Genomic DNA, 21,744 nt, shown 5'->3' on the forward strand with positions numbered 1-21,744 from the left:
CCGTCAGCCCTGGGTGAGCGCTTTCTTGAGATCGGCGGTCATCTGGTCCATCTGTTTTTCGGCGTCGGCCCGTTTCTGCCGGCCTTGTTCCTGGACCTTGAGCACGCCCTGCACGGTGTCGATCAGGTCGCGGTTGGCCTGCGCCAGCGTCTCGACATCGACGATGCCGCGCTGCGCTTGCTCCTCGATGGAGATGGCCTGGTCCTTCATCATCTTCGATGTCTGGCGGATCATCTCGTTGGTCGCGTCGGTCACCGTCTTTTGCAGCTCCAGCGCCGACTTCTGGTTGGTCAACCCAAGCAGGATGACCATCTTCTGCTTCCAGGCCGGCACGGTCAGCGCAGAGGTCGCCTGCAGGTTCTCGATCAGCGTCTCGTCGCCCGACTGCACGATGCGGATCTGCGGCAATTGCTGGATGCCGAGCTGGCGCGCCTGCACCAGATAGAAGATGCGCTTTTCCAGCCGGTCGAGTGCCTGCACGGCGTCCTGATAGGTCTGCGCCTCCAGCGCCCCGGCAGAATCGCTCGCCTTGGCGTCGGCCGCCGCCTTAAGCCTCGGCAGCTCGTTTGCACGGTATTCATCGACGAATTTCTTGCCGGCCTGCACATAGGCGTCGAGGTTGAGGATGGAGTCCTTCGTCTGCTCATGCAGGTCGTCGAGCACGGCGATGTCGCGCCGCAGCGTATCCTTGTGACGGTCGAGCTCCAGACCGATGCGGTCGATCTGCCCGGCGACATCCTCGTATTTCTCCTTGAAGCGTTCGAGCCTGGCCTTGAAAGAAGAAAACAGGTTGCTGAGGAACCCTTCCTCTTTCAGCGAAGCCGGATCGAGGTTCTTGGCCTTCATGATGATGTCGGTGAGCAACGTGCCGGTATCGCCGAGATCGCGGTTGCGGATCTGCGACAGGATCTTGTCGGCAAAGTCGCTGACCGATTGCTGGGCGCGGTCGCCGAAGATCGAAATCGCCGCGCGGTCGCGAATATCGATGCCGCCTTCAATCTTGGCGACTTCACCCGGACTGGCGGCAATGACAGGCAATTTCGAAGTGTCGTCGAGCAGAGTAATGCTGTTCTCACCGGCCATTCAGACCTCCCCTCATTGAACAGTATCTCGATAGACAGTCTGTAACAGAGATATGTCGCCGCTGTGGACAATGGAAGGATTCAGTGCCCACAACCGTGAAAAAGGTTACTTTTCAACGACTCAGCCGGGTTGTGCGGCATCGTCCTGCTCCGCTGAGGGCGTCGGCCTTGCGAAAAGGGCACTGAGGCCCGTTTGGCGGGCGTGGTCAGGCGGCCGCGATAGGCGCTGCCAGCCATTGCCGCACGATCGCGGCGTCGGCATCGCCGAATTCATGGCCCGCGGCAACGATGCGCGCGTCGATCTCGGCGCCGCGCTGGCTGAACAGCGTCACCAGAGCCGGCGCGAACGGGCCGTAGGTCTGGTCGGCGGCCCCGGCGACGATCAGCACTCGGCTGCCCTGGAGGTCGGTCGTCGGCCAAGTGTCGAGCACCGGCATCGCCCTCAAAAGCGCAGCCCGCCTGATCAAGCCGGGATGGAGCAGCATCAGGCTGGAGACGACGTTGGCGCCGTTCGAATAGCCAAGAAAGGTCGCACGCTGCAGGTCGAGGCCGTGTCGGCGCGCGGCTTCCCTTGCGAATTGCGCAAAGGCGGCCGTCTCGGCACGGATGGAGGTTTGTTCGAAGCTGGTCGGCGTGATTCGCTCGAACCAGCGAAATCCGTCCTCCTGTGGAATGCGGCCGCGCGCCGCGACGATCAACGAATGGGGCGCGATCTGTCTCGCCAGCGGCAGCATCGTTGTCTCGTCGACGCCCGACCCGTGCAGCACGAACAGGCACTCACCGCTTGCGTTTGCCGGCTTCAGCAGGCGGTAGGAAAATGTGAGATCCTCGCGCAGGACGCTGTTTTTGTCACTATATTCGGGAGCGCTCATATCCATTTGATTCCATGAGAGATTTGTTGATTTGCCGGCTTCAAAACGGAATATTTTCGCGCTCCGCGAAAGTTGATTGAACCAGGCGCATTTCAGTCCGTTTCTGCGCCGATACACTCCCCCCCGTGGGAGGAATCGAAGCGGTGCGCCCCGGGGGTCGCATTGCTGGGTATGGACAACCAGCTTTGAGGCCTTTTGTCGATGACCACCCCTGTCTCTGCAGAGCGCGAGATCTACGATCGCGACATGCGTATCAAGGATCGCGACATGCGTATCAAGGATCGCGATACGCGTATCAAAGATCGCGATACGCGTATCGACGTGCTGCGCGCGCTCGCGCTGCTCACCATTTTCGTCGACCATGTGCCCGGCACGGTCTTCGAGAACTGGACCTACAAGAACTTCGGCTTTTCCGATGCGGCCGAAGCGTTCGTGCTGATTTCCGGCATCTCGGTGGCGCTGGCCTACGGCACGAAGTTCAAGCCGGGCGGCCGGTTGCTGGCGACCCTGAAGATGTGGCGGCGTGCCGGCGTGCTCTACATCTCTCACCTCGTCATCACGATGGTGGTGATCGCGCTGTTTTGCGCCGCCGCGGTGTTCGTGCATCGGCCCGAAATGCTGACGATGATCAACATCGAACCCTTGATGCGCAACACGCCGCAAGTGCTGCTCGGCATCGTCACGCTCGGTCATCAGCTTGGCTACAACAACATCCTGCCGGTGTATGCGGCGCTGCTTCTGGCGGCACCCGCTTTCGTGCTGTTCGTCAGCTATCGGCCGGTGCCGGCGCTGATCGTGTCAGGCCTGCTCTGGCTCGTTGCCGGCATCTGGCAGATCGCGCCGTCGAACTATCCTGAGCCTGGCTTCTGGTTCCTCAATCCGCTGTCCTGGCAGTTCCTGTTCAACATCGGCCTTGCTGCCATGCTGCATGTCAAGCGGGGCGGGCGGATTCCGCTCAATCCGTGGCTGCTTGGTGCTGCTGGCATCTATGTGGTCGGCGCGGCGATCTGGGTGCACAGCCCGCTCTGGGGCCAGATCACCTGGTTCAACCTGCCGGTGGTGATCGGCGGCTTCGACAAGACCTTCCTGTCGCTGCCGCGGCTGCTGCACATCCTATCGGTCAGCTATCTGATAGTCGCGCTGCCGGCGGTCTCGAACCTCTTCCGCGTCCGGCCCGACAATCCGCTTGCGATTCTTGGCAAGCGCTCGCTGCCGGTGTTCATCGCCGGCACGTTGCTTGCCATGGCGGCGCAGGTGCTAAAGCTGATCAACCCGGGCGGCCCGGCCTATGATACGCTGCTGATCGCGGCCGGCATCGCCATGCAACTCGCGCTCGCGCTCTATCTCGAATGGCTTGCCGGCCTCGGCCCGTCCCGCGCCAAGCCGGCGCGCGAGGAGCCTGCGCGCGTGCCGTTCGGAGCGCAGCCGCTGCCGGCGAGGGTGGGCGGCTACTGAGTTTCGCTTTAGCCTTTGCGGGCCGGACCGGTCGACGCTCTGACGATGAGCTCGACGCCCATCGTCTCGCGCCGCACCGCGCCATCATGGTCGAGGATCATGCGCGCGGCGCGGCGGCCGATCTCGGTGATCGGCTGGGCGATCGTGGTCAGCGGCGGCGTGCACAGCGCACCGTCCGGCACGCCGTCGAAGCCTACGATTGAGACATCGCCGGGAACGTCGAGGCCGCGCGCTTTCAGCCAGTCGATGGCGATCATGGCCATGCGGTCCGACATCGCCAGAATGGCGCTCGGCGCTTCGCCGCCGGCGAAGATCGCCTCAAGGCCGGCCCTGGTGCTTTTTTCCTCGTTCTCGGTCTCATAGATCGGGACCTTCGTCGTGTCGACGCCGAAGCGGGACAATTCCTCGAAATAGCCGGCGAGACGATCGCGCGTTCCCGTATAGATCGCCGAGCGGACCATTTCCGGCGTGACGAAACCTGTGCGTTCCTCACGGAGGGTCAGCGACAGAACAGCGAAGCGGCGGTGGCCGAGTTCGGCGAGATGGCGCGCTGCGAGCCGCCCGCCGGCGATATTGTCGACGCCGATGGCCGAAATGGTCTCATCGTGAAAGCCGAGCTCCAGTGCAACGAATGGCAGCCTGCGCTCGCGCGTCAGGTCGACGAGGCGCGAGCCGCCTTCGATGCAGAACAGGATGAAGCCGTCGACAAGCGCGCTCTGGATGTTCCAGGCAAGTTTTTCCTGGTTGGCGGCCGAGACCAGCGCGATGCCCGCCCCGGTAGCGTCGCAGGCTTCGGAGATGCCGGCCATCATGACGCGGGCGAAGGGATCCTCGAAGAAATAGGAGAGCGGCTCGGTCGTGCCGACGCCGATGGCGTTGACCTTGCCGGCGCGCAGCAGCCGACCCTTCGGATCCGGGCCGGCATAGCCCATCTGCTCCGCCACCGCCTTGACCCGCTCGCGCACTTCGGCGCGCACGATCTCGGGGCGGCTGAAGACATTCGAGGCCGTACCATGCGAGACGCCGGCGGCCTTGGCGATGTCTGCCAGCCGGATGGGTCTTGCCTGGCCTTCGAGGAGTGATGCCATGTCGTTCCTCCGAATCCGGTCACGGGACGAACATGACCGCTGAATTGCTGCCGGTCATCTAGCATTTTTGTTGGATCGATTCAAATTTTTGCTTGACTTCAGGTAACATGGGACTATGTTTTGAATCGATCCAAGTTGCCCGCTTCATGGTGGAGCGGGTTTCGGTAGGAGGGTGCCATGCATCCGGTGAGCTATTTGTTCGAGGACATCTACCGCAACGACTGGGGCATCGCCTCGGTCGCCATCAGCGAGAAGCGCCGCGGCAGATTGGGTCCTTGGAGGCGCACGCCGCGCTTCTTCGTGGAGCGCAAGCGCGGCTGAGCCGCAGCTTTTTTGCGCCGATAGATTGGATCGATTCAAATAGAAGGAGAAGCAGTCATGCATCCGATTGGTCATCTGTTTCAGGACATCTACCGCAACTATTGGGGCATCACGCCCGGAACCGAGCAGCCCGAGCGGCGCCGCTCCGGCGAACCGCCCGCGCGCAAGCGGCGTACCAGCCGAAAATAGTCTAATGCATGTCGCCCAGAAGTGTACGCGGTTCTGGGACAACGACATGCATAAAAACAAGGACTTAAAGCGCGTCGCCTGAATCCGTTGAATCCGTTTCAGCGCGACGCGCTTTAAGGGCGAGGACGCCACAGCGCCGAGACGGCGATCGCCACCCAGCCGGCGATCAGCAAGGTGCCGCCGATCGGCGCCGACATTGGAAACAGCCGCGAGCCGAGGAAGTCGCGCGCAAGCAAGTCGCCGCAAAACAGCAGCAGGCCGACAAGCAGCACCAGGCTGGCGATTCTGAGGCAGCGGCCACCGCCGGCAAGGCCGACGGCGAGGAATACCGGCGCATGCATCAGGAGGAAGTTGGCCGCCGTGCCGGTAAAGGCGCCGCCGCGATGCGCAGCCGCCGCCGACAGCGCCACGCCCGCCGCACCGAGCAGCCCGGCGACCAAGACCAGGATACGGCTGCCGCCGTTCGACGGCTGCGCGGCAAAGCTCATTTGGATGCTCCCTGTTGGCTGGCCGGCGCCGTCGATCAGGACTCGCCGGCTTCCAGCAGCATATGCCGTGCCCGGCGCGACTGGACAATCCAGTTGTAGACCGCGCCGAGCGCCATCAGCACCGACGTGCCCAAAAACACCGAGCGCATGCCGAAATGCCCGCCGACGAAGCCGCCCGACAGCGGCCCCGCGACCTGGCCGGCATATTGCGCCGAGATCGCCAGCCCAAGCACATTGCCGCCGATCCCGTCCGGGATGTTATGGCGGATGACGCTGGTGATGCAGGGCAGCAGGCCGCCCAGCGCCAGGCCCATCAGGAAGCGCAGGCCGATCAGCTGCCAGCCATTGGTGACGAAGGCCTGCGGGATAAGCAGCAGCGCCGAGACGGCAAGCGCGCCGACCACGACGTTCCAGTGCCCGACGCGGTCGGCGAGCTTGCCGAGCCATGACGAGGACAGGATCGTGCCGAGCGCCGCTGCCGACATGACGACACCGGCGACCATGGTCACCTTGCTCTGGTCCTCGACGAGCTGCTGCACATAGACGGTGATGATCGGCTCGATCGACATGGTGGCGAAGGCGAGCAGCATGCCGGTGGTCAGCATGGCGACGACCGGCCGCTTGTCGGGGATCTGCGACCAGCCGCTTTTAGGCTTCTTCGCGGAGCCAGGCCTGGGCGGCGGCGGATTTTCCTTGATCAGGAAAGTCGTCGCCAGGAACGCCAGGAAGATCACGGCGCCGGAAAGCAGGAAGGTGGCGCGGATGCCGATCAGCGGTGGCAGCAGACCGCCGAGCAGCGGTCCGACCAGCGAGCCCGCGGTGATGCCCGCTGCCAGCACGCCAAGCGCCCAGCCCGAACGCTCCTTCGGCGTCTGCATCGCCACCAGGATCGTGGAACCCGACGAATAACCGCCGGCAAAGCCGATCAGCAGCCGAAGCAGCACCAGCTGCCAGACGCTCTGAACCATGCCGGTCAGCGACATGCAGATGGCCATGCCGAACGACGCGCGCACCAGCATCAGCTTGCGGCCGTAACGGTCGCCCAGCCGCCCCCACAAGGGCGCGACCAGCGCTGCCGCAAGGAAGGTCGCGCCATAGGCGATGCCCGACCACTGCACGATCGCCGCGTGGCCCTCGGCGCCGAGCTGCTCAACGTAAAGCGGCAGGAACGGCAACAGCAGCGTCATGGCGATAAGCGTGCTGAACGAGCCGGCGAAGCAGACGGCAAGGTTACGCCGCCAATGGATGTTGAAGCCGCTCTGTTCGGATTCGTTCGGCATCATGTCACGGCGTGCCAATGCTGGGGTTGTTGCGGATACCAATCTGGGATACCAAATCGGTATCCGTCATGGACCTGGGACTTGCCGCTGTCAATGCGGCTTTGGAAAGCGGGACGACAATGTCGCAAATGCAAAATGTCGAAAGGCAGCTTCGCGAGATGATCCTCGGCCTGGAGATCGGCCCGGGCGAGCGGCTGACCGAGCGCTGGATCGAGAGCCGGTTCGGCGCGTCTCGCACGCCGGTGCGGGCGGCGCTGCTGCGCCTGGAAACGGAAGGGCTGGTCGGCCGCGACGGCCGCGGCTGGACGGTGGCGCCGATCAACCTTGCCGAACTCGGGCAGATCGCCGTCTACCGCGAGGCGGTCGAGGTCGCGGCGGTCCGCCTGACGGCGGCGCTCGAAGACCGCAGCGGGATCGATGTGATCGCGGCGATGCTCGATTCCTGCGATATCGAGACGCCGCGCGAGGAATGGCACCGTGTCGGCATGGATTTCCACATCGAACTGGCAAGGCTTTCCGGCAACGAGTTTCTGTTGAGGGCCGTTCGCGACGCGATGACCAGGCTGTCGCGGGCGCGCTGGCTGGAAGTGCGTGATGAAAAGGCGCTCGGCCGCGCCTGGGCCGAACATCATGCCATCCTCGCCGCCGTCAGGGCCGGCCATGCCGATGAGGCGGCGCGGCTGCTTTCCGATCACATCGCCGGCAGTCGCGACCGGTTGGTCACCTCGCTGCATGATGACCAGCGGGGTTTGCGCGCCAGGGGGTTCGCCGTCGTCGCGGCGTAAGTTCTCGTGTGGCCAATCGCATTGGCAGGCTTGCAACATGGCCGGGAGAATGCTGTAGGAGACGAGGGGGATGAAGGCCGACTACGACTGACCATCTTGCTCAATTCGCGGACGCATGGCCACACTCGCACGAACCGCCGCAAAGCTGTTCTACTACGCGCGCAATTTCGCGCGTGACCGCGCACCGCAGTCCCTGTTCCGCGACCGCCTTGCCAGTCGGCTCGAGCAGGCCAGGCTTTCAGGCAAGACGGTTCGCGAGCGACTGAACTACTACAACAAGCTGGAACACCCGTTCGTCCCCAGTCTGGACGCCATACCCGTCGGCAAGCTGCCGTCCTCTTCCAGCATGTACTATTACGACCTCAAGGAATTCGCCCGCTATTTCGATCCCGGTCTGCTGATCGATTTCGAATACGGCGACGTCGTCGGCGTTCCGGAAGTCCCGAGGATCGTCAAGGACCGGCCCATCGGCGACGACAACGCGAATGGCGTGCTGATGAAGCTGAACAAGTTCCGCCACTTCTACATGCCGCCCGACGGCCTGTCTTTCGCTGCCAAGCGCCCGATGGTGGTCTGGCGCGGTCATCTCAACAACCCGATTCGCACCCGTTTCGTGGATAAGGCCACCAACCTGCCGATTTGCGATGCGGGTTCCCACAGGGCCGATGCGCCGGAGGGAAGCCGCAAGCCTTTCCTGAACATCGAGGAGCAGCGGCGCTATCGCTACATCGTCTCGCTCGAGGCAATGATGTCGCGACGAACCTGAATTGGATCATGAGCTCCAATTCGCTCTGCCTGATGTCGGAACCGACTTACGAAACCTGGTTTGCGGAAGCCCAGGTCGAGTCCAATGTCCACTACGTGCCGCTGCAGCAGGACTTCTCCGACCTGGTCGACAAGGTGGCCTATTTCGAAAAACACCCCGCCGAGGCGGGACGGATTACCGCCGCCGCCAACGCCTATTGCCGCAAATTCGGCAATGAGCAGGACGAGCAGGCGATCTCGCTGCTCGTCCTCTATAAATATTTCGTGCTGAGCGGGCAGATCCAGCCCGATCCCGAAATCTGGCGATTCATCGCCGGCTAGATCAATTCCAGGAAGCTGGAGCAGGGCGGCGATTCACCCAACGCTGAACTGCTCTCATGCATGTCGCCCAGAAGTGTGCAGCGGTTCTGGGAAACGACATGCATAAAAACAAGGACTTAAAGCGCGTCGCCTGAATCCGTTTCAGCGCGACGCGCTTTAGGCGCTGGAGCGGTCGAGCACCCGATCGGCCGGCCCGAAACGGTCCCTGGCCGTGAACCGCTGGTGCCAGTAGGGGTAAAGCACCAGCGCCGGGAATTGGCGAAGGGATTTGTAGGACAAATCCGGCGACTTGTCGCCTCGCTATCGATACGCGTCGATCGCATATCGGCTATATCCTGCTGCTTTGCGCGCTTGCAATAAAACCGTCATTGCGCCTCTGTATCTCAGTCGGCTTACGGAGTGTTCGGGCGAAGCCGGAGCTCATTCCGAAGCGATGATGGCTGACAGGCAGACGGAGTTGCGCGATGAACGAAGTGAAACCGAATTCCGGGGCGAGGGACTGGCTCGAAGCCGAACTCGAGGATACGCTCGACGAGGACTATGAGCTGGAGCTTTCCGAGCCGGCGCTCTCGCTCGAGATCGCCAAGATCTACAAGAAGTCGCATCCGCCTTCGATCGAGCGGATGACCTATTTCCGCGAGCTGCTCAGGCTGCAGTCCGAGCTGATCAAACTGCAGTCATGGGTGGCCTACCACAAGAAGAAGCTGGTGGTGATTTTCGAGGGCCGCGATTCCGCCGGCAAGGGCGGCGTCATCAAGCGTATCACCCAGCGGCTGAACCCCCGCATCGCCCGTGTCGTGGCATTGCCGGCGCCGACCGAGCGCGAAAAGTCGCAATGGTATTTCCAGCGCTACGTGCCGCATCTGCCGGCCGGCGGCGAGATCGTGCTGTTCGATCGCTCTTGGTACAACCGCTCCGGCGTCGAGCGGGTGATGGGCTTTGCCAATGGGGATCAGGTCGAGGAGTTTTTCCGCGACGTGCCAGAATTCGAGCGCATGCTGGTCCGTTCCGGCATTACCCTGGTCAAATACTGGTTCTCGATCACCGACGAAGAACAGCAGATGCGCTTCCTGATGCGCATCCACGATCCGATGAAGCAGTGGAAGCTCTCGCCCATGGACCTGCAGTCGCGCGTGCGCTGGGAGCAGTACACCAAGGCCAAGGAACAGACCTTCGCCCGCACCAACATTCCGGAAGCGCCCTGGTTCATCGTCGAGGGCAACGACAAGAAGCGGGCGCGGCTGAACTGCATCGACCATCTGTTGCAGCAATTGCCCTACGAGGAAGTTCCGCACGAGGAGATCTCGCTGCCGGAGCGCGTCTTCAACCCTGAGTACGAGCGCCAGGTCCTGCCGCGCGACCTCTACGTGCCGGAGAAGTATTGAGCACCTCTCCCTTCTCCCCGTTTCACGGGGAGAAGGTGCCCGAAGGGCGGATGAGGGGCGGCGCCGGCGTTTGCGGCTGGCTTCCAATTCGCCGCGCGGGCCAGGCGCCACAGATGCTGTGACCAATCTCAACCGGCAGCGCTGCCCCTCATTGCCCTGCCGGGCATTTCTCCCCGTGAACGGGGAGAAAGAGCTAAATCGCCTAAGCCCGCCCGATCGTCACATGCAAAGCGTTCGCCGTTGCCACTTGCTCGATACAGCGATAGCCGAGCTTCAGCATGTCGAGGCCGGCGAAGAGGTGCTCGCCCGAGCCGAGCAGGATCGGCGAGATCGCCAGATGCATCTCGTCGATCAGCCGCTGCTCGAGATATTGGCGAATGGTCGAAACGCCGCCGCCGACCCGCACGTCCTTTCCGCTGGCCGCTGCCTTTGCCTGTTCGAGCGCCGATTGGATGCCGTCGGTGACAAAGTAAAACGTCGTGCCGCCGTCCATCTCGATCGGCGCGCGCTTGTGGTGCGTCAGAACGAACACCGGCACGTGATAGGGCGGGTTGTCGCCCCACCGATATCAGCCTTCAACATCGGATGAAGGCTGTCCCGCGTGGTGATGTCGATTTCGGCCGACATTTTCTCTTCGAGAAATTGTTTGATGCCGACGAGGTCGATCAGGGAAAAACGCCGCGCCGGATCGTAGTCTATGAAGAGATCAAGATCGCTGTCCGACCGTACGTCGCCGCGCGAGGCCGACCCAAACAGATAAAGCGAAGTCGCGCCCATGCCTCTGATGGCATCTGCGTTCTTCTGCAACCGTTCGATCACTTCATTGCGGCTCATGAAACTATTCTAACGGATCCCGTCAGAATTCCAAAATCGCGGTACGGCCTAGCCCTTCAGCATCTCCGCGACCACCGGCGCGAAATAGGTCAGCACGCCGTCGCAGCCGGCGCGCTTCAGCGCAAGCAGTGACTCCAGCATCGCTTTCTCGCCGTCGATCCAGCCATTGGCGCTGGCTGCCTTGATCATCGAATATTCGCCTGACACCTGGTAGGCGAAGGTCGGCATCCGCAGCTCGTCCTTCAGCCGGCGGATGATGTCGAGATAGGGCAGCCCCGGCTTCACCATCAGCATGTCGGCACCTTCGGCGAGGTCCTGCTCGGCCTCGCGCACCGCCTCGTCCGAATTGGCGTGGTCGATGTAATAGGTCTTCTTGTCGCCCTTGAGCAGGCCCGCGGTGCCCACTGCCTCACGATAGGGCCCGTAAAAGGCCGAGGCGAACTTCGTCGCATAGGACATGATGGCCACGTCCTGAAAACCGTTGGCGTCGAGCGCGTCGCGGATGGCGCCGATGCGGCCGTCCATCATGTCGGACGGCGCGATGATGTCGGCGCCGGCCGCAGCCTGGATGACGGCGGCGGCGGCGACCTGCTCCACCGTCTCGTCATTGACGATGATGCCGTCGCGCAAAATGCCGTCATGGCCATGGCTGGTGAAGGGGTCGAGCGCGGCATCGGTGATGATGCCGATCTCCGGCACCGCGTCCTTGATGGCGCGTGTGGCGCGGTTGATGACGTTGTCCGGGTCGAGGATGTGCGAGCCTGTCTGATCGCGCAGCGCAAGCTCGACATTGGGGAAGGTGGCGATGGCCGGAATACCGAGCTTGGCGGCGCGCTCCGCTTCCTTGACCGCGAGATCGATGGTCAGGCGATAGACGTCCGGCATGGCGGCGATCGGCTCGCGCGTATTCTTGCCGTCGATCACGAAGATCGGCCAGATCAGGTCGTTCACCGACAGTTGGTTCTCCTGCACCATTCGGCGCGACCAGTCGGCCTTGCGCATGCGCCGCAGCCGCCGGCTGCCGGTGATCTCGTCGACGCCGCGCGCACCGGCGGGTTTTGCGGGAGTGAATTTGTTCATCGCCGAAACTCTCGTTTTGACCCGGCTTTTACCACGCGCCCTTGCCGCTGACCAATGCGACACGATTGTGCCAGCCGGGGCGCCGTCTCGGCTTCGCCGAGCCACCTCTCCCCATTTCATGGGGGCGAGGAAATCCCTCTCAGGGCTGCCCATTCCCCGACAGGATCTGCGCGGCACCCCTCATCGCCACTCGAAAAGCCTCGTCGAAGCTGACGCCGCGCACCCGCCAGGTGTAGATCTTGTTGCCGGCTTTCAACCGCCAGTCGGCGATCCAGCCCAAATCTTTGTCGCTCCAAACGATGCTGCCGGCAAACTCCTGGTGGCCGTCAATTTTGCCCAGCAGTTCGGGCGAGATTGCGTCTACCTCTTCGAAAATGAGGCCAGCCTTATCGAGGGTGGCTCGATTAGGAATGACAATTGACACCCCTAGTGGTTCGGCCGCTGCCCGAAAGGAGTCCGCCATATATGGGCTTTCGTCTCCGTCGCTGGAGAGGACGAAACGCCGCTGGGCGCTTTTCACGGCCAGAACAATCGCCAGTGTCGGCCGTTCGCCAAGCCACGGCCTGCTGCCGAGCTGCGCCAAAAGCTTGTCGACGACAGCCGGCTTATAGAGGCAGGTCAGATCATGCGGCCGGTCATGGGTGCCTTGCTCGTCATGAATCGGGATGCCCTCGAGCCGGTCGTGGTAGCGGAAGGATTGGACGAAGTCGGCCGCCTTGTCGCGCAGCGCCAGCATCTCCGTCTTCTGCGTCAGCCGCTGGTCGCCCGAAACCTTGACCAGCACCTTGTCCAGGCAATCGCGAAAGCCGATCTGCCGGTTCACGTCGCCCGTTCCGGTGACGATGGTCTGCGCCTGATAGAGCTCGGCGATTGTCGCGGCACGGACGGGTGCTCCCAGAAAGAGGAGACCGACCAATCCGACCAGGAAGCGAGAAATTCCAGGCATGTCGATCAGCTCGAAACCTGTCGGGGCGCAGGCACAGTGTTTTGCCGGTTACCTAACATCTGGCGCGGCCGCCCGCCAGCGCAAGGACCGCCACCATTGACGCGTCCCCATGCCGCCTTTAGCACTTCTCTCCCCCGGCGGGCGGAGAGAGGGATTTTCTGGTGATGGATTTTGGCGGAGGCGACGAGATCCGCTTCGAGCGGCTGGGCAAGGCGGGCGTGGTCACGTTGACCCGGCCGAAGGCGCTCAACGCCGTCACGCACGACATGGTCACGGCTCTCGGCAAGGCGCTCGATGCCTGGGAGCAGGACCCCGGCGTCGGCGTCGTCGTCGTCAAGGCCGAGGGCAGGGCGTTTTCCGCCGGCGGCGATATCCTGCACATCTATGAGGCCGGCCGCGCCGGCAGGCCGCCCGTCGACTTCTTCGCCGACGAGTACCGGCTCAATGCCCGCATCGCGCGCTTCAAAAAACCCTATGTCGCGCTGATCGACGGCATCGTCATGGGCGGTGGCGTCGGCATCTCCTTCCACGGCTCGCATCGCGTGCTGACCGAGAACGCGCAGTTCGCCATGCCCGAGGTTGGCATCGGCTTCTTCCCCGATGTCGGCGCCAGCCACTTGCTGCCGGACCTGGGCGGCTGTTTCGGCATGTATCTGGGGCTGACGGGAAATCGCATCCGCTATGGCGATGCGCTGTGGTCGGGGCTGGCCACCCACACCATCAAGGCCGAGGACCAGGCCGGCCTGCTCGACGAACTGGCGACGAGCGGCGACGCCAATGCGGAATTGCGCGATTTCTTCGTGCCCGCGAAACGCGAGACCGAGCGGCAGGACCTGGAGTCGATCGCGCGCCATTTTTCGCAGCCTTCGCTCGCCGACATGGTCGCCAGCCTGGAACGGGCCGGGGCGGAAGACGCTTTTGCCGCAAAGACGCTGGCGACGATAGAGACCCGCTCGCCGACCAGCCTCAACGTCGCCTGGCGACAGATCAGCGCCGGGCAGACGCTGTCGATGGACGAATGCATGAAGATGGAGTTCCGCATCCTGAACCGCATGCTTGCCGGCCATGATTTCTATGAAGGCATCCGCGCCGCTATTATCGACAAGGGCTCGAAGCCTCTGTGGCGGCCGGCGGACCTGGATGCGGTCAATGCTGCCGACATCGACGCCTATTTCGCGCCGCTTGGGCCCCGGGAGCTCCTCCTGTGAGCGAGGTCACCTCCAGGCGCGTGGTGCTGCAGCCCTCGACCACCGAAATCATCTTCGCCTGGTTCCAGCGCGTGATCGCCGGCTACTGCCTTTTGTTCGGCATCCTCTATTGGATCCGGCTGATCGGCATTTATCCCGGCGCGCTGTGGCGCTTCGACCTGATGCCGGTGCATTGGCAGGTGGCGGCGGCAACGCTTGCCGTCTTCTTCCCCTTCGCCGCCGCAGGGCTTTGGATGCTGGCGTCCTGGGGGCCGGTGATCTGGTTTATCTGCGCGGTGACCGAGACGGTGATGTATGCCGGCTTTCCCGATCTCTTCGGCCATCGGCTGCTGATCGTCGTCTCGCATGCCTGCGTGGCCTTGCTCTACATCGTCTTTCGCGTCACCATCTGGCTGCAGAAGCGCCAGCTTCGCCAATAGGGCTGAATCGTTTCCCGGGCCGGTTTCGCGCCCCATTCTGCCCCAAGATCCATTGGCTAAATCTTTAGGTTAATTGTTCTTGCTCGGGTGACCGATCGTTAAGCGTCTTCCGAAACCTCTTACCGGTAAGCTCTTGTTAGCCCTGGCGTTTAAGTCGAATTTTATGAGTATTCGATAGTGTCGCGATCAAGGTGAAAAACAAAAAATCACCAAGGCGACAAACGAGAGGCAAAGACAATGATCAATTCGCGTCCGGCGGCGAAGACCGCAAACGTATCCGACGATCGCCGCGAGGCTATCCGCTCGCTGTACATGGAATCGCTGCAGCTGGTGGAGCGTCTGCACCGCCGCCTGCTTGACGTGATCAAGGACGAGTTCGACCGCAATGGCCGTTCCGACATCAACGCCATCCAGGCGCTGCTGCTCTTCAACATCGGCAATTCGGAGCTGACCGCCGGCGAGCTGCGTTCGCGTGGCTACTATCTCGGCTCGAACGTGTCCTACAACCTGAAGAAGCTGGTCGACCTCGGCTTCATCAACCACCAGCGCTCGCGCATCGACCGCCGCTCGGTCCGCGTCTCGCTGACGCCGAAGGGCAATGAGGTGGCTGACGTCGTCGCCGGCCTCTATGAGCGCCATGTCGGCTCGATCGAGGCGGTCGGCGGCATCAACACCGACGAGTTCAAGCAGATGAACCGCGCGCTGCAGCGCTTGGACCGCTTCTGGAACGATACGATTGCTTACCGGATGTAAGTATCCGAAGCCTGGAACATCGAAGCCACGTCGACGAAGCGCGGGCCGGGGAAAGAATATGGGGCCGGTGCCGGACGCACCGGTCCTTTTCTTTTGGCCAGGGCAGGCTGCTACGGGGGAGTTGACCGAGCGCCTGCGTGCGTGAAAGCTCTCTCGTGAAAGAAGGAGGCCTTTCATGCGCTACATCCTGCTTGCCATATCCGCTCTGATCCTTGCCTCCCCAGCCAACGCCAAGACTGTCTTTTACGGTGCCAGGGTGGGAATGAAGGTCACGATCGTCAAGAAATCAGGCATCGGCACCTCGCATGCAGTTGTGCTCACCAGGCACACCAGGCAAAACGCCATCGAATTCTGCCGCGACTATGGGGGCAAGGTGACCGAGGATCGCATCGTCTCGGAGAAGAATACGCCCTTGCACCTGGAGATCGCCGCTGATTGCAAGAGCGGTAAATTCATCAATTTCTACGGTGCCAACATGCTCTTCCAGGGGCGCAGCCCCGAGGGAAGTTCGACCGAATACAAGATCACCGCTACGGACGAGAATGTGGTGCTCGATGGCTCGGGCGCCTCTGGCTACGGCTATACGATCGATGAGTTCAAGCTGCTCTGCCCGAACCGAGTGAAGTAGGGGGGTCGGACAGAGGCGGCCGGCGACTGATCAGGCAGGGCGTGGAAGGAAGCGGTGCCAAAAAGCATCGGTTGCGTTTTCCATCCCGTTGCCACAAGCAAATCGCGGGCCAAGGCCACGTTGCCGCCATAATCGCAGTGGATGCGGGTGGTGGGTGATGCTGCGGGCCTATGCCCTGCGCTCCTTGGAACCTGCATGGCGGCAACGCGTTTCTGGCAGCCGGCGATGCGGTCATGGTTGGCGAATTGTTAAGTTTGCCAACCCTAGAGTGCGGACAAGCCGCCGGGCAAGCGAATTGAGCGAGAGCGAATAGCTAAGAATGTCTGCCATGAGAACCAGCCGCCGTTTCTTCCTCACCGGAGCCTCCGCGCTCGCCGCCGCTTTTGCCGCCGGCCACGCCAGCGCGCAGGACGTGATCGGGGACATCCTGAAATCCTCGACCCGCGGCAATTGGGACGATCAGTTCGACGCCCGCGGCAACAACACCAACAAGATCGCCTCGACGCTGCCGATCTTCAGCCAGCAGACGGTGGCCTTCACCGAGCAGGCCGTGGCGCAGTACCAGAACATCGTCTCCCAGGGCGGATGGGAACAGGTTCCGGCCACCAAGAAATTGCAGCTCGGCGTCGACGATCCGGATGTCGTGCCGCTGCGCAAGCGCCTGATGGTCTCGGGTGACCTGCCGCAGAGCGCCGGTATTTCGACGGCCTTTGATTCCTATGTCGACTCGGCGGTCAAGCGCTTCCAGCTCCGCCATGGCCTGCCTGGCGACGGCTCGATGGGCAAATACACCTATACGGCGATGAACGTCTCGGCGCAGATCCGGCTCGGCCAGCTGCAGACCAATCTGCAGCGCCTGAAGGAAAAGGCCGACACGCTCGGCAGCCGTTACGTGCTGGTCGACATTCCCGCCGCCCAGGTCGAAGCGGTCGAGAACGACCGCGTCGTGCTCCGCCACACGGCGATCGTCGGCAAGATCGACCGCCAGACGCCGATCGTGAACTCGAAGATCAACGAGGTCATCGTCAATCCATACTGGAACGCGCCGGTCTCGATCGTTCGCAAGGACATCATTCCGCTGATGCGGAAGGACCCGAACTACCTCAAGGAAAGCCACATCCGGCTGTTCGCGCCGGATGGCAGCGAAGTCGATCCGATGACCGTCGACTGGTCGACCGACGATGCCGCCAAATACCGTTTCCGTCAGGATCCGGGCAACAACAACGCCATGGCCTCGGTCAAGATCAACTTCCCGAGCCCGGACGGCGTCTACATGCACGACACGCCGCAGCAGAGCCTGTTCGGCAAGCTGATGCGCTTCGATTCCTCGGGCTGCGTGCGCGTCCAGAACGTGCGCGATCTCGTCACCTGGATCCTGCGCGACACGCCCGGCTGGGACCGCCAGCATTTCGAGGCGGCGATCAAGACCGGCGAGAACACGCCGATCCAGGTCGTCAACCCGGTGCCGGTCCACTTCCTCTATCTGTCGGCCTGGTCGACCGCTCCGGGCGTCGTGCAGTTCCGCGACGACATCTATGCCCTCGACGGCGCCGCGGAGCTGCAGATCAGTTCCGCACAGTAAGCATTTGATCTTAAAAGAAAAAGGCCGCTCTCACAGCGGCCTTTTTCTTTTAGATGAGCCGCTGGTTCACCAGCCGCGCCACCGCCTGCGCGCGGTTCACGGCGCCGAGCTTGCGCCTGGCATTGTCGACATGGAAGCGCACCGTGGCTTCGGCGATGCCCAGGATGACCGAGATTTCCCAGTCGGTCTTGCCCTCGGCGACCAGCGCCAGGGTGTCGCGCTCGCGCGCCGTGAGTTTGACAGCGTGTGTCGGTGGCGGCGAGGTCAGGCTCATCAGCCGCTCGGTCAGGGCGAGGCCAGCCATATGGATGGCGAAACGCTCGTCCGGCGAAAAGTTACGCTTGTGGAAGCCGAGATGCAGCGAAGCAACGGCGCCATCGGCGCCGTAGGACGTGGCGCAGAGCGCGTCGTCGATGTTGGCTTCGCTGAACGCCTCCCAGTAGGAACCGTATTGCGCGCTGTCGCGCGGCGCGAAATCGCTGAAGCGGTAGCTCGTGCGGCTCTCGCGGATGGCGCCGAGCAGCGGGTTGCATTCGAAGCAGACATAGTTGAAGGCCGGGCTGCCCGACCAGCCGCTTGGCGCCAGCCTAGTGATGAAGCCGCCGGCCGCCCAATGGCTGGCCGAAGTCAGGATTGCCGCCGGCCGCCGGTAGAGCCTTGTCTGCAGATAGGAGGCGCCGAAATCTTGCATCGCCGTGAAGAAGGCCAGGCTGGCATCCTCGGCCGTAGGCGCCGCATACGCCGCTTCGACATGCGTCATCAATCGCGACAGCATCGGTCGCCCCAATTTCAACCCACCCGGAACGCACGGTCGCACGGGCCGTTCCATGCCGCAAGGCCGCAATCTCACGGCACCGTCTGTCAACCTCGCGGTATCGGGAGGTTGATGCGGTTTTCTGCTCGCGTATCAGGAAGACGTTTCGCCGGCTTGCCGCTCTGCGGACGGGTCTGGAGCTGGCCCATTCTACTTGTCACGCCGGTTCCAGGGCATAGGCATGGCGGCCGGCCACCCGGTGCCCCTTCCATGCGCTGACGCCGTCCGGTTAGCCAGAAGGGGCGTCGGCGCTGGACGCGGCGCGTTCAATTGCGCATGGTCCGCCAGAGAGCCGGAATCGCGCCATGGACGTCGCCATCTTCATCCTCGTCGTGCTCGCCTTCGTGACGCTGTCGGGCGCGCTGGTGCGGCTGGTGCGCGTGCCGCTGCCGGTGCTGCAGATCGCGATCGGCGCCGCCCTTGCCTGGCCGGCGCGCGGCATGCATGTCGAAATCGATCCGGAACTCTTCCTGCTGGTGTTCATTCCGCCGCTGCTGTTCGGCGATGCCTTTTCGGCGCCAAAGCGCGAGCTGATCGCGTTGCGCGGTCCGATCCTCGACCTTGCCATCGGGCTGGTCTTCTTCACCATCGTCGGTTTCGGCTACGCCTTGCATTGGCTGGTGCCGAGCATCCCGCTGGTCGTCGCCTTCGCACTTGCCGCCGTGCTGTCGCCGACCGACGCGGTCGCCGTATCCTCGATCGTCGACCGCAATGTCGTTCCAGCGCGGCTGATGCACATATTGGAGGGCGAGTCGCTGCTCAACGACGCCTCCGGTCTGGTGATGTTCCGTTTCACCGTCGCGGCGGCGCTGACCGGCAGTTTTTCGTTTGCCGCGGCATCCCTGAGCTTTCTCTTTGCGGTGGCGGTCGGCATCCTCGCCGGCGTGGCGGCGCTGTTTATCGCGGCGAAGTCGTTGCAGGTCCTCGGCCGCATCACCAGCACACCGGCCGAGGCGCAGGTGCTGGTCATGGTCCTGTTGCCGTTTGTCGCCTACCTGATCGCCGAGCATTTCGGCGCCTCGGGCATTCTGGCGGCGGTCACCGCCGGCCTTCTGACCGGATACTCCGGCATCGTCCGCCATATGGCGGTCTCGGCGCGTATCCAGACGATTTCGCTCTGGTCGATGCTGATCTTCATGTTCAACGGCTCGCTCTTCATCCTGCTCGGCCTGCAACTGCCCGACATCATCCGCAAGGTGCCGCCGGAACTGACGACCCGGCACTGGCTGTTCGAGCCGGCATTGACCGTGCTGCTGCTCACGCTCTGCCTGATCGGCCTGCGCTTCGTCTGGATCTGGATCGGCGACATGGGCGCCGTAGTCGCCGCACGGCTCGGCAAGCGCAAGACCGAGCCCTTCGGCTTTCGTGTCAGGCTTGCCGGCTCGATTGCCGGCGTGCGCGGCGCCGTCACGCTGGCCGGCATCCTGTCGCTGCCGCTCACCCTGCAGGACGGCTCCCCCTTTCCGGCCCGCGATCTCGTGATCTTCCTCGCCGCCGGCGTCATCATCTGCTCGCTGGCGATTGCCAGCCTCGCCCTGCCGACGGTCGCGCGGGGCCTCGTCGAACCTGGCCAGGATCCCGGTGCCGCCGAGGAACGCAAGGCGCGGGTCAGCGCCGCCAATGCGGCCATCGCCAGGATCGAAGGCCTCGCCAGCGACGGCAATGAAGGAGAGGCAGCGGAGATGAAGCTCGCCATCGCCGAGAGCGTTGCGTCCATCTACCGTCGGCGCATCTCGCTGTCAGACGGCGCCGACGAGGCGCGCGCCGAGGCCCGCGAGTCCGGCCGGATCGAGTTGGAGCTCAGGCTTGCCGGCATCGAGGCCGAGCGCGGCGAGTTGCAGGCCATGCTCCGCCGCGGCGACATCAATGACCATACGGCGCGCAAGCTCTTCACCGAGGTCACCTTCTCCGAAGCGATCCTCAAAGGTCGCGAACCACGGGATTAGTGTCCGCTCGACCAGTCTTGGCGCAAACCGGCCAGCAAATTTCGCGCCGCAAACGTGGCGGGCGGAAAACAACTGTGTTAATGCGCGGCGACCTCGCAGACCTCCGGCCCCAAGGGAAAGCAAGCCATGTCAACAGCCGCGGCATCCTCCAGCAAATTCGAGTCCTTCTTCGAGACCACGCTTGCCGATGCCGATCCGGAAATCTTCGGCGCCATCCGCAACGAGCTCGGCCGCCAGCGCCATGAGATTGAGCTGATCGCTTCCGAAAATATCGTGTCGCGCGCCGTGCTCGAAGCGCAAGGCTCGATCATGACCAACAAATATGCCGAGGGTTATCCGGGCAAGCGCTACTATGGCGGCTGCCAGTTCGTCGACGTGGCCGAGGAACTGGCCATCGAACGTGCCAAAAAGCTGTTCGGCTGCAATTTCGCCAACGTCCAGCCGAATTCGGGCAGCCAGATGAACCAGGCGGTGTTCCTGGCGCTGCTGCAGCCCGGCGACACCTTCATGGGTCTCGACCTGAATTCGGGTGGTCACCTCACCCACGGCTCGCCGGTCAACATGAGCGGCAAGTGGTTCAAGGTCGTTTCCTACGGCGTGCGCAAGGAAGACCACCTGCTCGACATGGACGCGATCGAGAAGACCGCGCATGAGACCAAGCCGAAGCTGATCCTGGCCGGCGGCACCGCCTATTCGCGCATCTGGGACTGGAAGCGTTTCCGCGAGATCGCCGATGCGGTCGGCGCGTATCTGATGGTCGACATGGCGCATATCGCGGGCCTCGTCGCCGGCGGCATGCATCCGTCGCCGCTGCCCTATGCCCATGTCGTGACCACGACGACGCACAAGTCGCTGCGCGGCCCGCGCGGCGGCATGATCCTGTGCAATGACGAGGAGATCGCCAAGAAGATGAACTCGGCGGTGTTCCCGGGCCTGCAGGGCGGTCCGCTGATGCATGTCATCGCCGCCAAGGCGGTGGCGTTCGGCGAAGCGCTGAAGCCGAGCTTCAAGGCCTATGCCGAAAGCATCGTCGCCAACGCCAAGGCGCTGGCCTCCAGCCTGCAGGAAACCGGCCTCGATATCGTCTCGGGCGGCACCGACAACCACCTGATGCTGGTTGACCTGCGGCCGAAGAATGCCACCGGCAAGCGCGCGGAAGCCGCGCTTGGCCGCGCCAACATCACCTGCAACAAGAACGGCATCCCGTTCGATCCGGAAAAGCCGTTCGTCACGTCGGGCGTGCGCCTCGGCACGCCTGCCGGCACCACGCGCGGCTTCGGCCAGGCCGAATTCCGCGAGATCGGCAAGTTGATCGCCGAGGTGCTGGACGGGCTGAAGGTTGCGAATTCCGACGAAGGCAATGCCGCGGTCGAAGCCGGCGTCAAGGCCAAGGTCATGGCGCTGACCGATCGCTTCCCGCTCTACCCATATCTCGGTTGAGCCTGTCTGTCGGTTGCCCCTCTGTCGGTTGCCCCTCTGTCGGTTGACTGGGGGCCACGCGTC

24 protein-coding genes and 1 pseudogene are annotated in these 21,744 nt (G+C 63.1%); 14 read left to right on the plus strand and 11 right to left on the minus strand.

What is annotated here, in order from left to right; all coding sequences use genetic code 11:
• Window positions 1-3: 3 nt before the first annotated feature.
• Window positions 4-1,083 carry a toxic anion resistance protein gene (locus ACWGS9_RS24180; protein WP_454507617.1) on the minus strand — a complete coding sequence of 360 codons (1,080 nt, stop codon included), beginning with the start codon at window positions 1,081-1,083 and terminating at the stop codon, window positions 4-6.
• A gap of 205 nt (window positions 1,084-1,288) precedes the next feature.
• Window positions 1,289-1,954, minus strand: a complete 666-nt coding sequence (locus tag ACWGS9_RS24185) for an alpha/beta hydrolase (RefSeq protein WP_454507618.1) — start codon at window positions 1,952-1,954, stop codon at window positions 1,289-1,291.
• Between the two features lie 246 nt (window positions 1,955-2,200).
• Between ACWGS9_RS24185 and ACWGS9_RS24190 the strand changes: the two genes are divergently transcribed.
• Window positions 2,201-3,409, plus strand: a complete 1,209-nt coding sequence (locus tag ACWGS9_RS24190) for an OpgC family protein (protein WP_454507669.1) — start codon at window positions 2,201-2,203, stop codon at window positions 3,407-3,409.
• Window positions 3,410-3,417: 8 nt separating this feature from the next.
• On the opposite strand, the gene ACWGS9_RS24195 is transcribed toward ACWGS9_RS24190, so the two are convergent.
• A complete protein-coding gene (locus tag ACWGS9_RS24195) occupies window positions 3,418-4,497 on the minus strand; it encodes a LacI family DNA-binding transcriptional regulator (protein ID WP_454507619.1) in 1,080 nt (359 codons plus the stop codon).
• A 177-nt stretch (window positions 4,498-4,674) separates the two neighbouring features.
• Between ACWGS9_RS24195 and ACWGS9_RS24200 the strand changes: the two genes are divergently transcribed.
• Entirely contained in the window at window positions 4,675-4,818 is a 144-nt protein-coding gene (locus ACWGS9_RS24200; RefSeq protein WP_454507620.1) for a hypothetical protein, read from the plus strand.
• 57 nt (window positions 4,819-4,875) lie between these two features.
• Entirely contained in the window at window positions 4,876-5,007 is a 132-nt protein-coding gene (locus tag ACWGS9_RS24205; RefSeq protein WP_454507621.1) for a hypothetical protein, read from the plus strand.
• Between the two features lie 113 nt (window positions 5,008-5,120).
• Here the strand turns inward: ACWGS9_RS24205 and ACWGS9_RS24210 are convergent, their stop codons facing one another.
• Window positions 5,121-5,495, minus strand: coding sequence for a DUF423 domain-containing protein (locus tag ACWGS9_RS24210; RefSeq protein ID WP_454507622.1), 375 nt, complete (start codon window positions 5,493-5,495; stop codon window positions 5,121-5,123).
• A gap of 35 nt (window positions 5,496-5,530) precedes the next feature.
• Window positions 5,531-6,778, minus strand: coding sequence for an MFS transporter (locus ACWGS9_RS24215; protein ID WP_454507623.1), 1,248 nt, complete (start codon window positions 6,776-6,778; stop codon window positions 5,531-5,533).
• 116 nt (window positions 6,779-6,894) lie between these two features.
• On the opposite strand from ACWGS9_RS24215, the gene ACWGS9_RS24220 reads away from it, so the two are divergent.
• From ACWGS9_RS24220 to ACWGS9_RS24230, 3 genes are all read left to right on the plus strand, one after another.
• The gene (locus tag ACWGS9_RS24220; RefSeq protein ID WP_454507624.1) at window positions 6,895-7,560 is read left to right on the plus strand and encodes a GntR family transcriptional regulator; all 666 of its coding nucleotides are present in this window, start codon (window positions 6,895-6,897) and stop codon (window positions 7,558-7,560) included.
• A gap of 115 nt (window positions 7,561-7,675) precedes the next feature.
• A complete protein-coding gene (locus ACWGS9_RS24225) occupies window positions 7,676-8,326 on the plus strand; it encodes a hypothetical protein (RefSeq protein ID WP_454507625.1) in 651 nt (216 codons plus the stop codon).
• 8 nt (window positions 8,327-8,334) lie between these two features.
• Complete coding sequence (locus ACWGS9_RS24230) at window positions 8,335-8,646, plus strand: glycosyl transferase family 90 (protein ID WP_454507626.1); 312 nt, start codon at window positions 8,335-8,337, stop codon at window positions 8,644-8,646.
• A gap of 156 nt (window positions 8,647-8,802) precedes the next feature.
• Here the strand turns inward: ACWGS9_RS24230 and ACWGS9_RS24235 are convergent, their stop codons facing one another.
• Window positions 8,803-8,925, minus strand: a complete 123-nt coding sequence (locus ACWGS9_RS24235) for a hypothetical protein (protein WP_454507627.1) — start codon at window positions 8,923-8,925, stop codon at window positions 8,803-8,805.
• Window positions 8,926-9,110: 185 nt separating this feature from the next.
• On the opposite strand from ACWGS9_RS24235, the gene ppk2 reads away from it, so the two are divergent.
• A complete protein-coding gene (gene ppk2, locus ACWGS9_RS24240) occupies window positions 9,111-10,031 on the plus strand; it encodes a polyphosphate kinase 2 (protein ID WP_454507628.1) in 921 nt (306 codons plus the stop codon).
• Between the two features lie 202 nt (window positions 10,032-10,233).
• On the opposite strand, the pseudogene ACWGS9_RS24245 reads toward ppk2, so the two are convergent.
• The 4 genes and pseudogenes from ACWGS9_RS24245 to ACWGS9_RS24260 all read right to left on the minus strand — a co-directional run.
• Window positions 10,234-10,593, minus strand: a pseudogene (locus ACWGS9_RS24245) (dihydrofolate reductase family protein); the annotation flags it as partial.
• The gene (locus ACWGS9_RS24250) at window positions 10,551-10,865 is read right to left on the minus strand and encodes a nucleotidyltransferase family protein (protein WP_454507629.1); all 315 of its coding nucleotides are present in this window, start codon (window positions 10,863-10,865) and stop codon (window positions 10,551-10,553) included. The pseudogene ACWGS9_RS24245 and the gene ACWGS9_RS24250, both read right to left, overlap by 43 nt.
• A gap of 48 nt (window positions 10,866-10,913) precedes the next feature.
• Window positions 10,914-11,945, minus strand: a complete 1,032-nt coding sequence (gene hemB, locus ACWGS9_RS24255) for a porphobilinogen synthase (protein ID WP_454507630.1) — start codon at window positions 11,943-11,945, stop codon at window positions 10,914-10,916.
• A gap of 139 nt (window positions 11,946-12,084) precedes the next feature.
• On the minus strand, window positions 12,085-12,891 hold the full coding sequence (locus tag ACWGS9_RS24260; RefSeq protein WP_454507631.1) for a DUF2066 domain-containing protein: 807 nt from the start codon (window positions 12,889-12,891) through the stop codon (window positions 12,085-12,087).
• Window positions 12,892-13,055: 164 nt separating this feature from the next.
• Between ACWGS9_RS24260 and ACWGS9_RS24265 the strand changes: the two genes are divergently transcribed.
• The 5 genes from ACWGS9_RS24265 to ACWGS9_RS24285 all read left to right on the plus strand — a co-directional run bounded on the left by ACWGS9_RS24265 (window position 13,056) and on the right by ACWGS9_RS24285 (window position 17,481).
• Entirely contained in the window at window positions 13,056-14,099 is a 1,044-nt protein-coding gene (locus ACWGS9_RS24265) for an enoyl-CoA hydratase/isomerase family protein (RefSeq protein ID WP_454507632.1), read from the plus strand.
• Entirely contained in the window at window positions 14,096-14,518 is a 423-nt protein-coding gene (locus tag ACWGS9_RS24270; RefSeq protein ID WP_454507633.1) for a DUF6163 family protein, read from the plus strand. Before ACWGS9_RS24265 ends, ACWGS9_RS24270 begins: the two co-directional genes overlap by 4 nt.
• 237 nt (window positions 14,519-14,755) lie before the next feature.
• Complete coding sequence (gene ldtR, locus ACWGS9_RS24275) at window positions 14,756-15,271, plus strand: transcriptional regulator LdtR (protein ID WP_040983294.1); 516 nt, start codon at window positions 14,756-14,758, stop codon at window positions 15,269-15,271.
• Between the two features lie 175 nt (window positions 15,272-15,446).
• Window positions 15,447-15,899, plus strand: coding sequence for a hypothetical protein (locus ACWGS9_RS24280; protein ID WP_454507634.1), 453 nt, complete (start codon window positions 15,447-15,449; stop codon window positions 15,897-15,899).
• A 328-nt stretch (window positions 15,900-16,227) separates the two neighbouring features.
• A complete protein-coding gene (locus ACWGS9_RS24285) occupies window positions 16,228-17,481 on the plus strand; it encodes a L,D-transpeptidase family protein (RefSeq protein WP_454507635.1) in 1,254 nt (417 codons plus the stop codon).
• Window positions 17,482-17,530: 49 nt separating this feature from the next.
• Here the strand turns inward: ACWGS9_RS24285 and ACWGS9_RS24290 are convergent, their stop codons facing one another.
• Window positions 17,531-18,256 carry a response regulator transcription factor gene (locus ACWGS9_RS24290; protein WP_454507636.1) on the minus strand — a complete coding sequence of 242 codons (726 nt, stop codon included), beginning with the start codon at window positions 18,254-18,256 and terminating at the stop codon, window positions 17,531-17,533.
• A 344-nt stretch (window positions 18,257-18,600) separates the two neighbouring features.
• Here ACWGS9_RS24290 and ACWGS9_RS24295 point away from each other — a divergent pair, with 344 nt between their 5' ends.
• Window positions 18,601-20,241, plus strand: a complete 1,641-nt coding sequence (locus ACWGS9_RS24295; RefSeq protein ID WP_454507637.1) for a Na+/H+ antiporter — start codon at window positions 18,601-18,603, stop codon at window positions 20,239-20,241.
• Between the two features lie 126 nt (window positions 20,242-20,367).
• Window positions 20,368-21,681: a serine hydroxymethyltransferase gene (glyA, locus tag ACWGS9_RS24300; protein ID WP_454507638.1), complete on the plus strand. Its 1,314-nt coding sequence runs from the start codon at window positions 20,368-20,370 to the stop codon at window positions 21,679-21,681.
• Window positions 21,682-21,744 lie beyond the last annotated feature (63 nt).

The organism is Mesorhizobium sp. Arg314 (assembly GCF_053714275.1).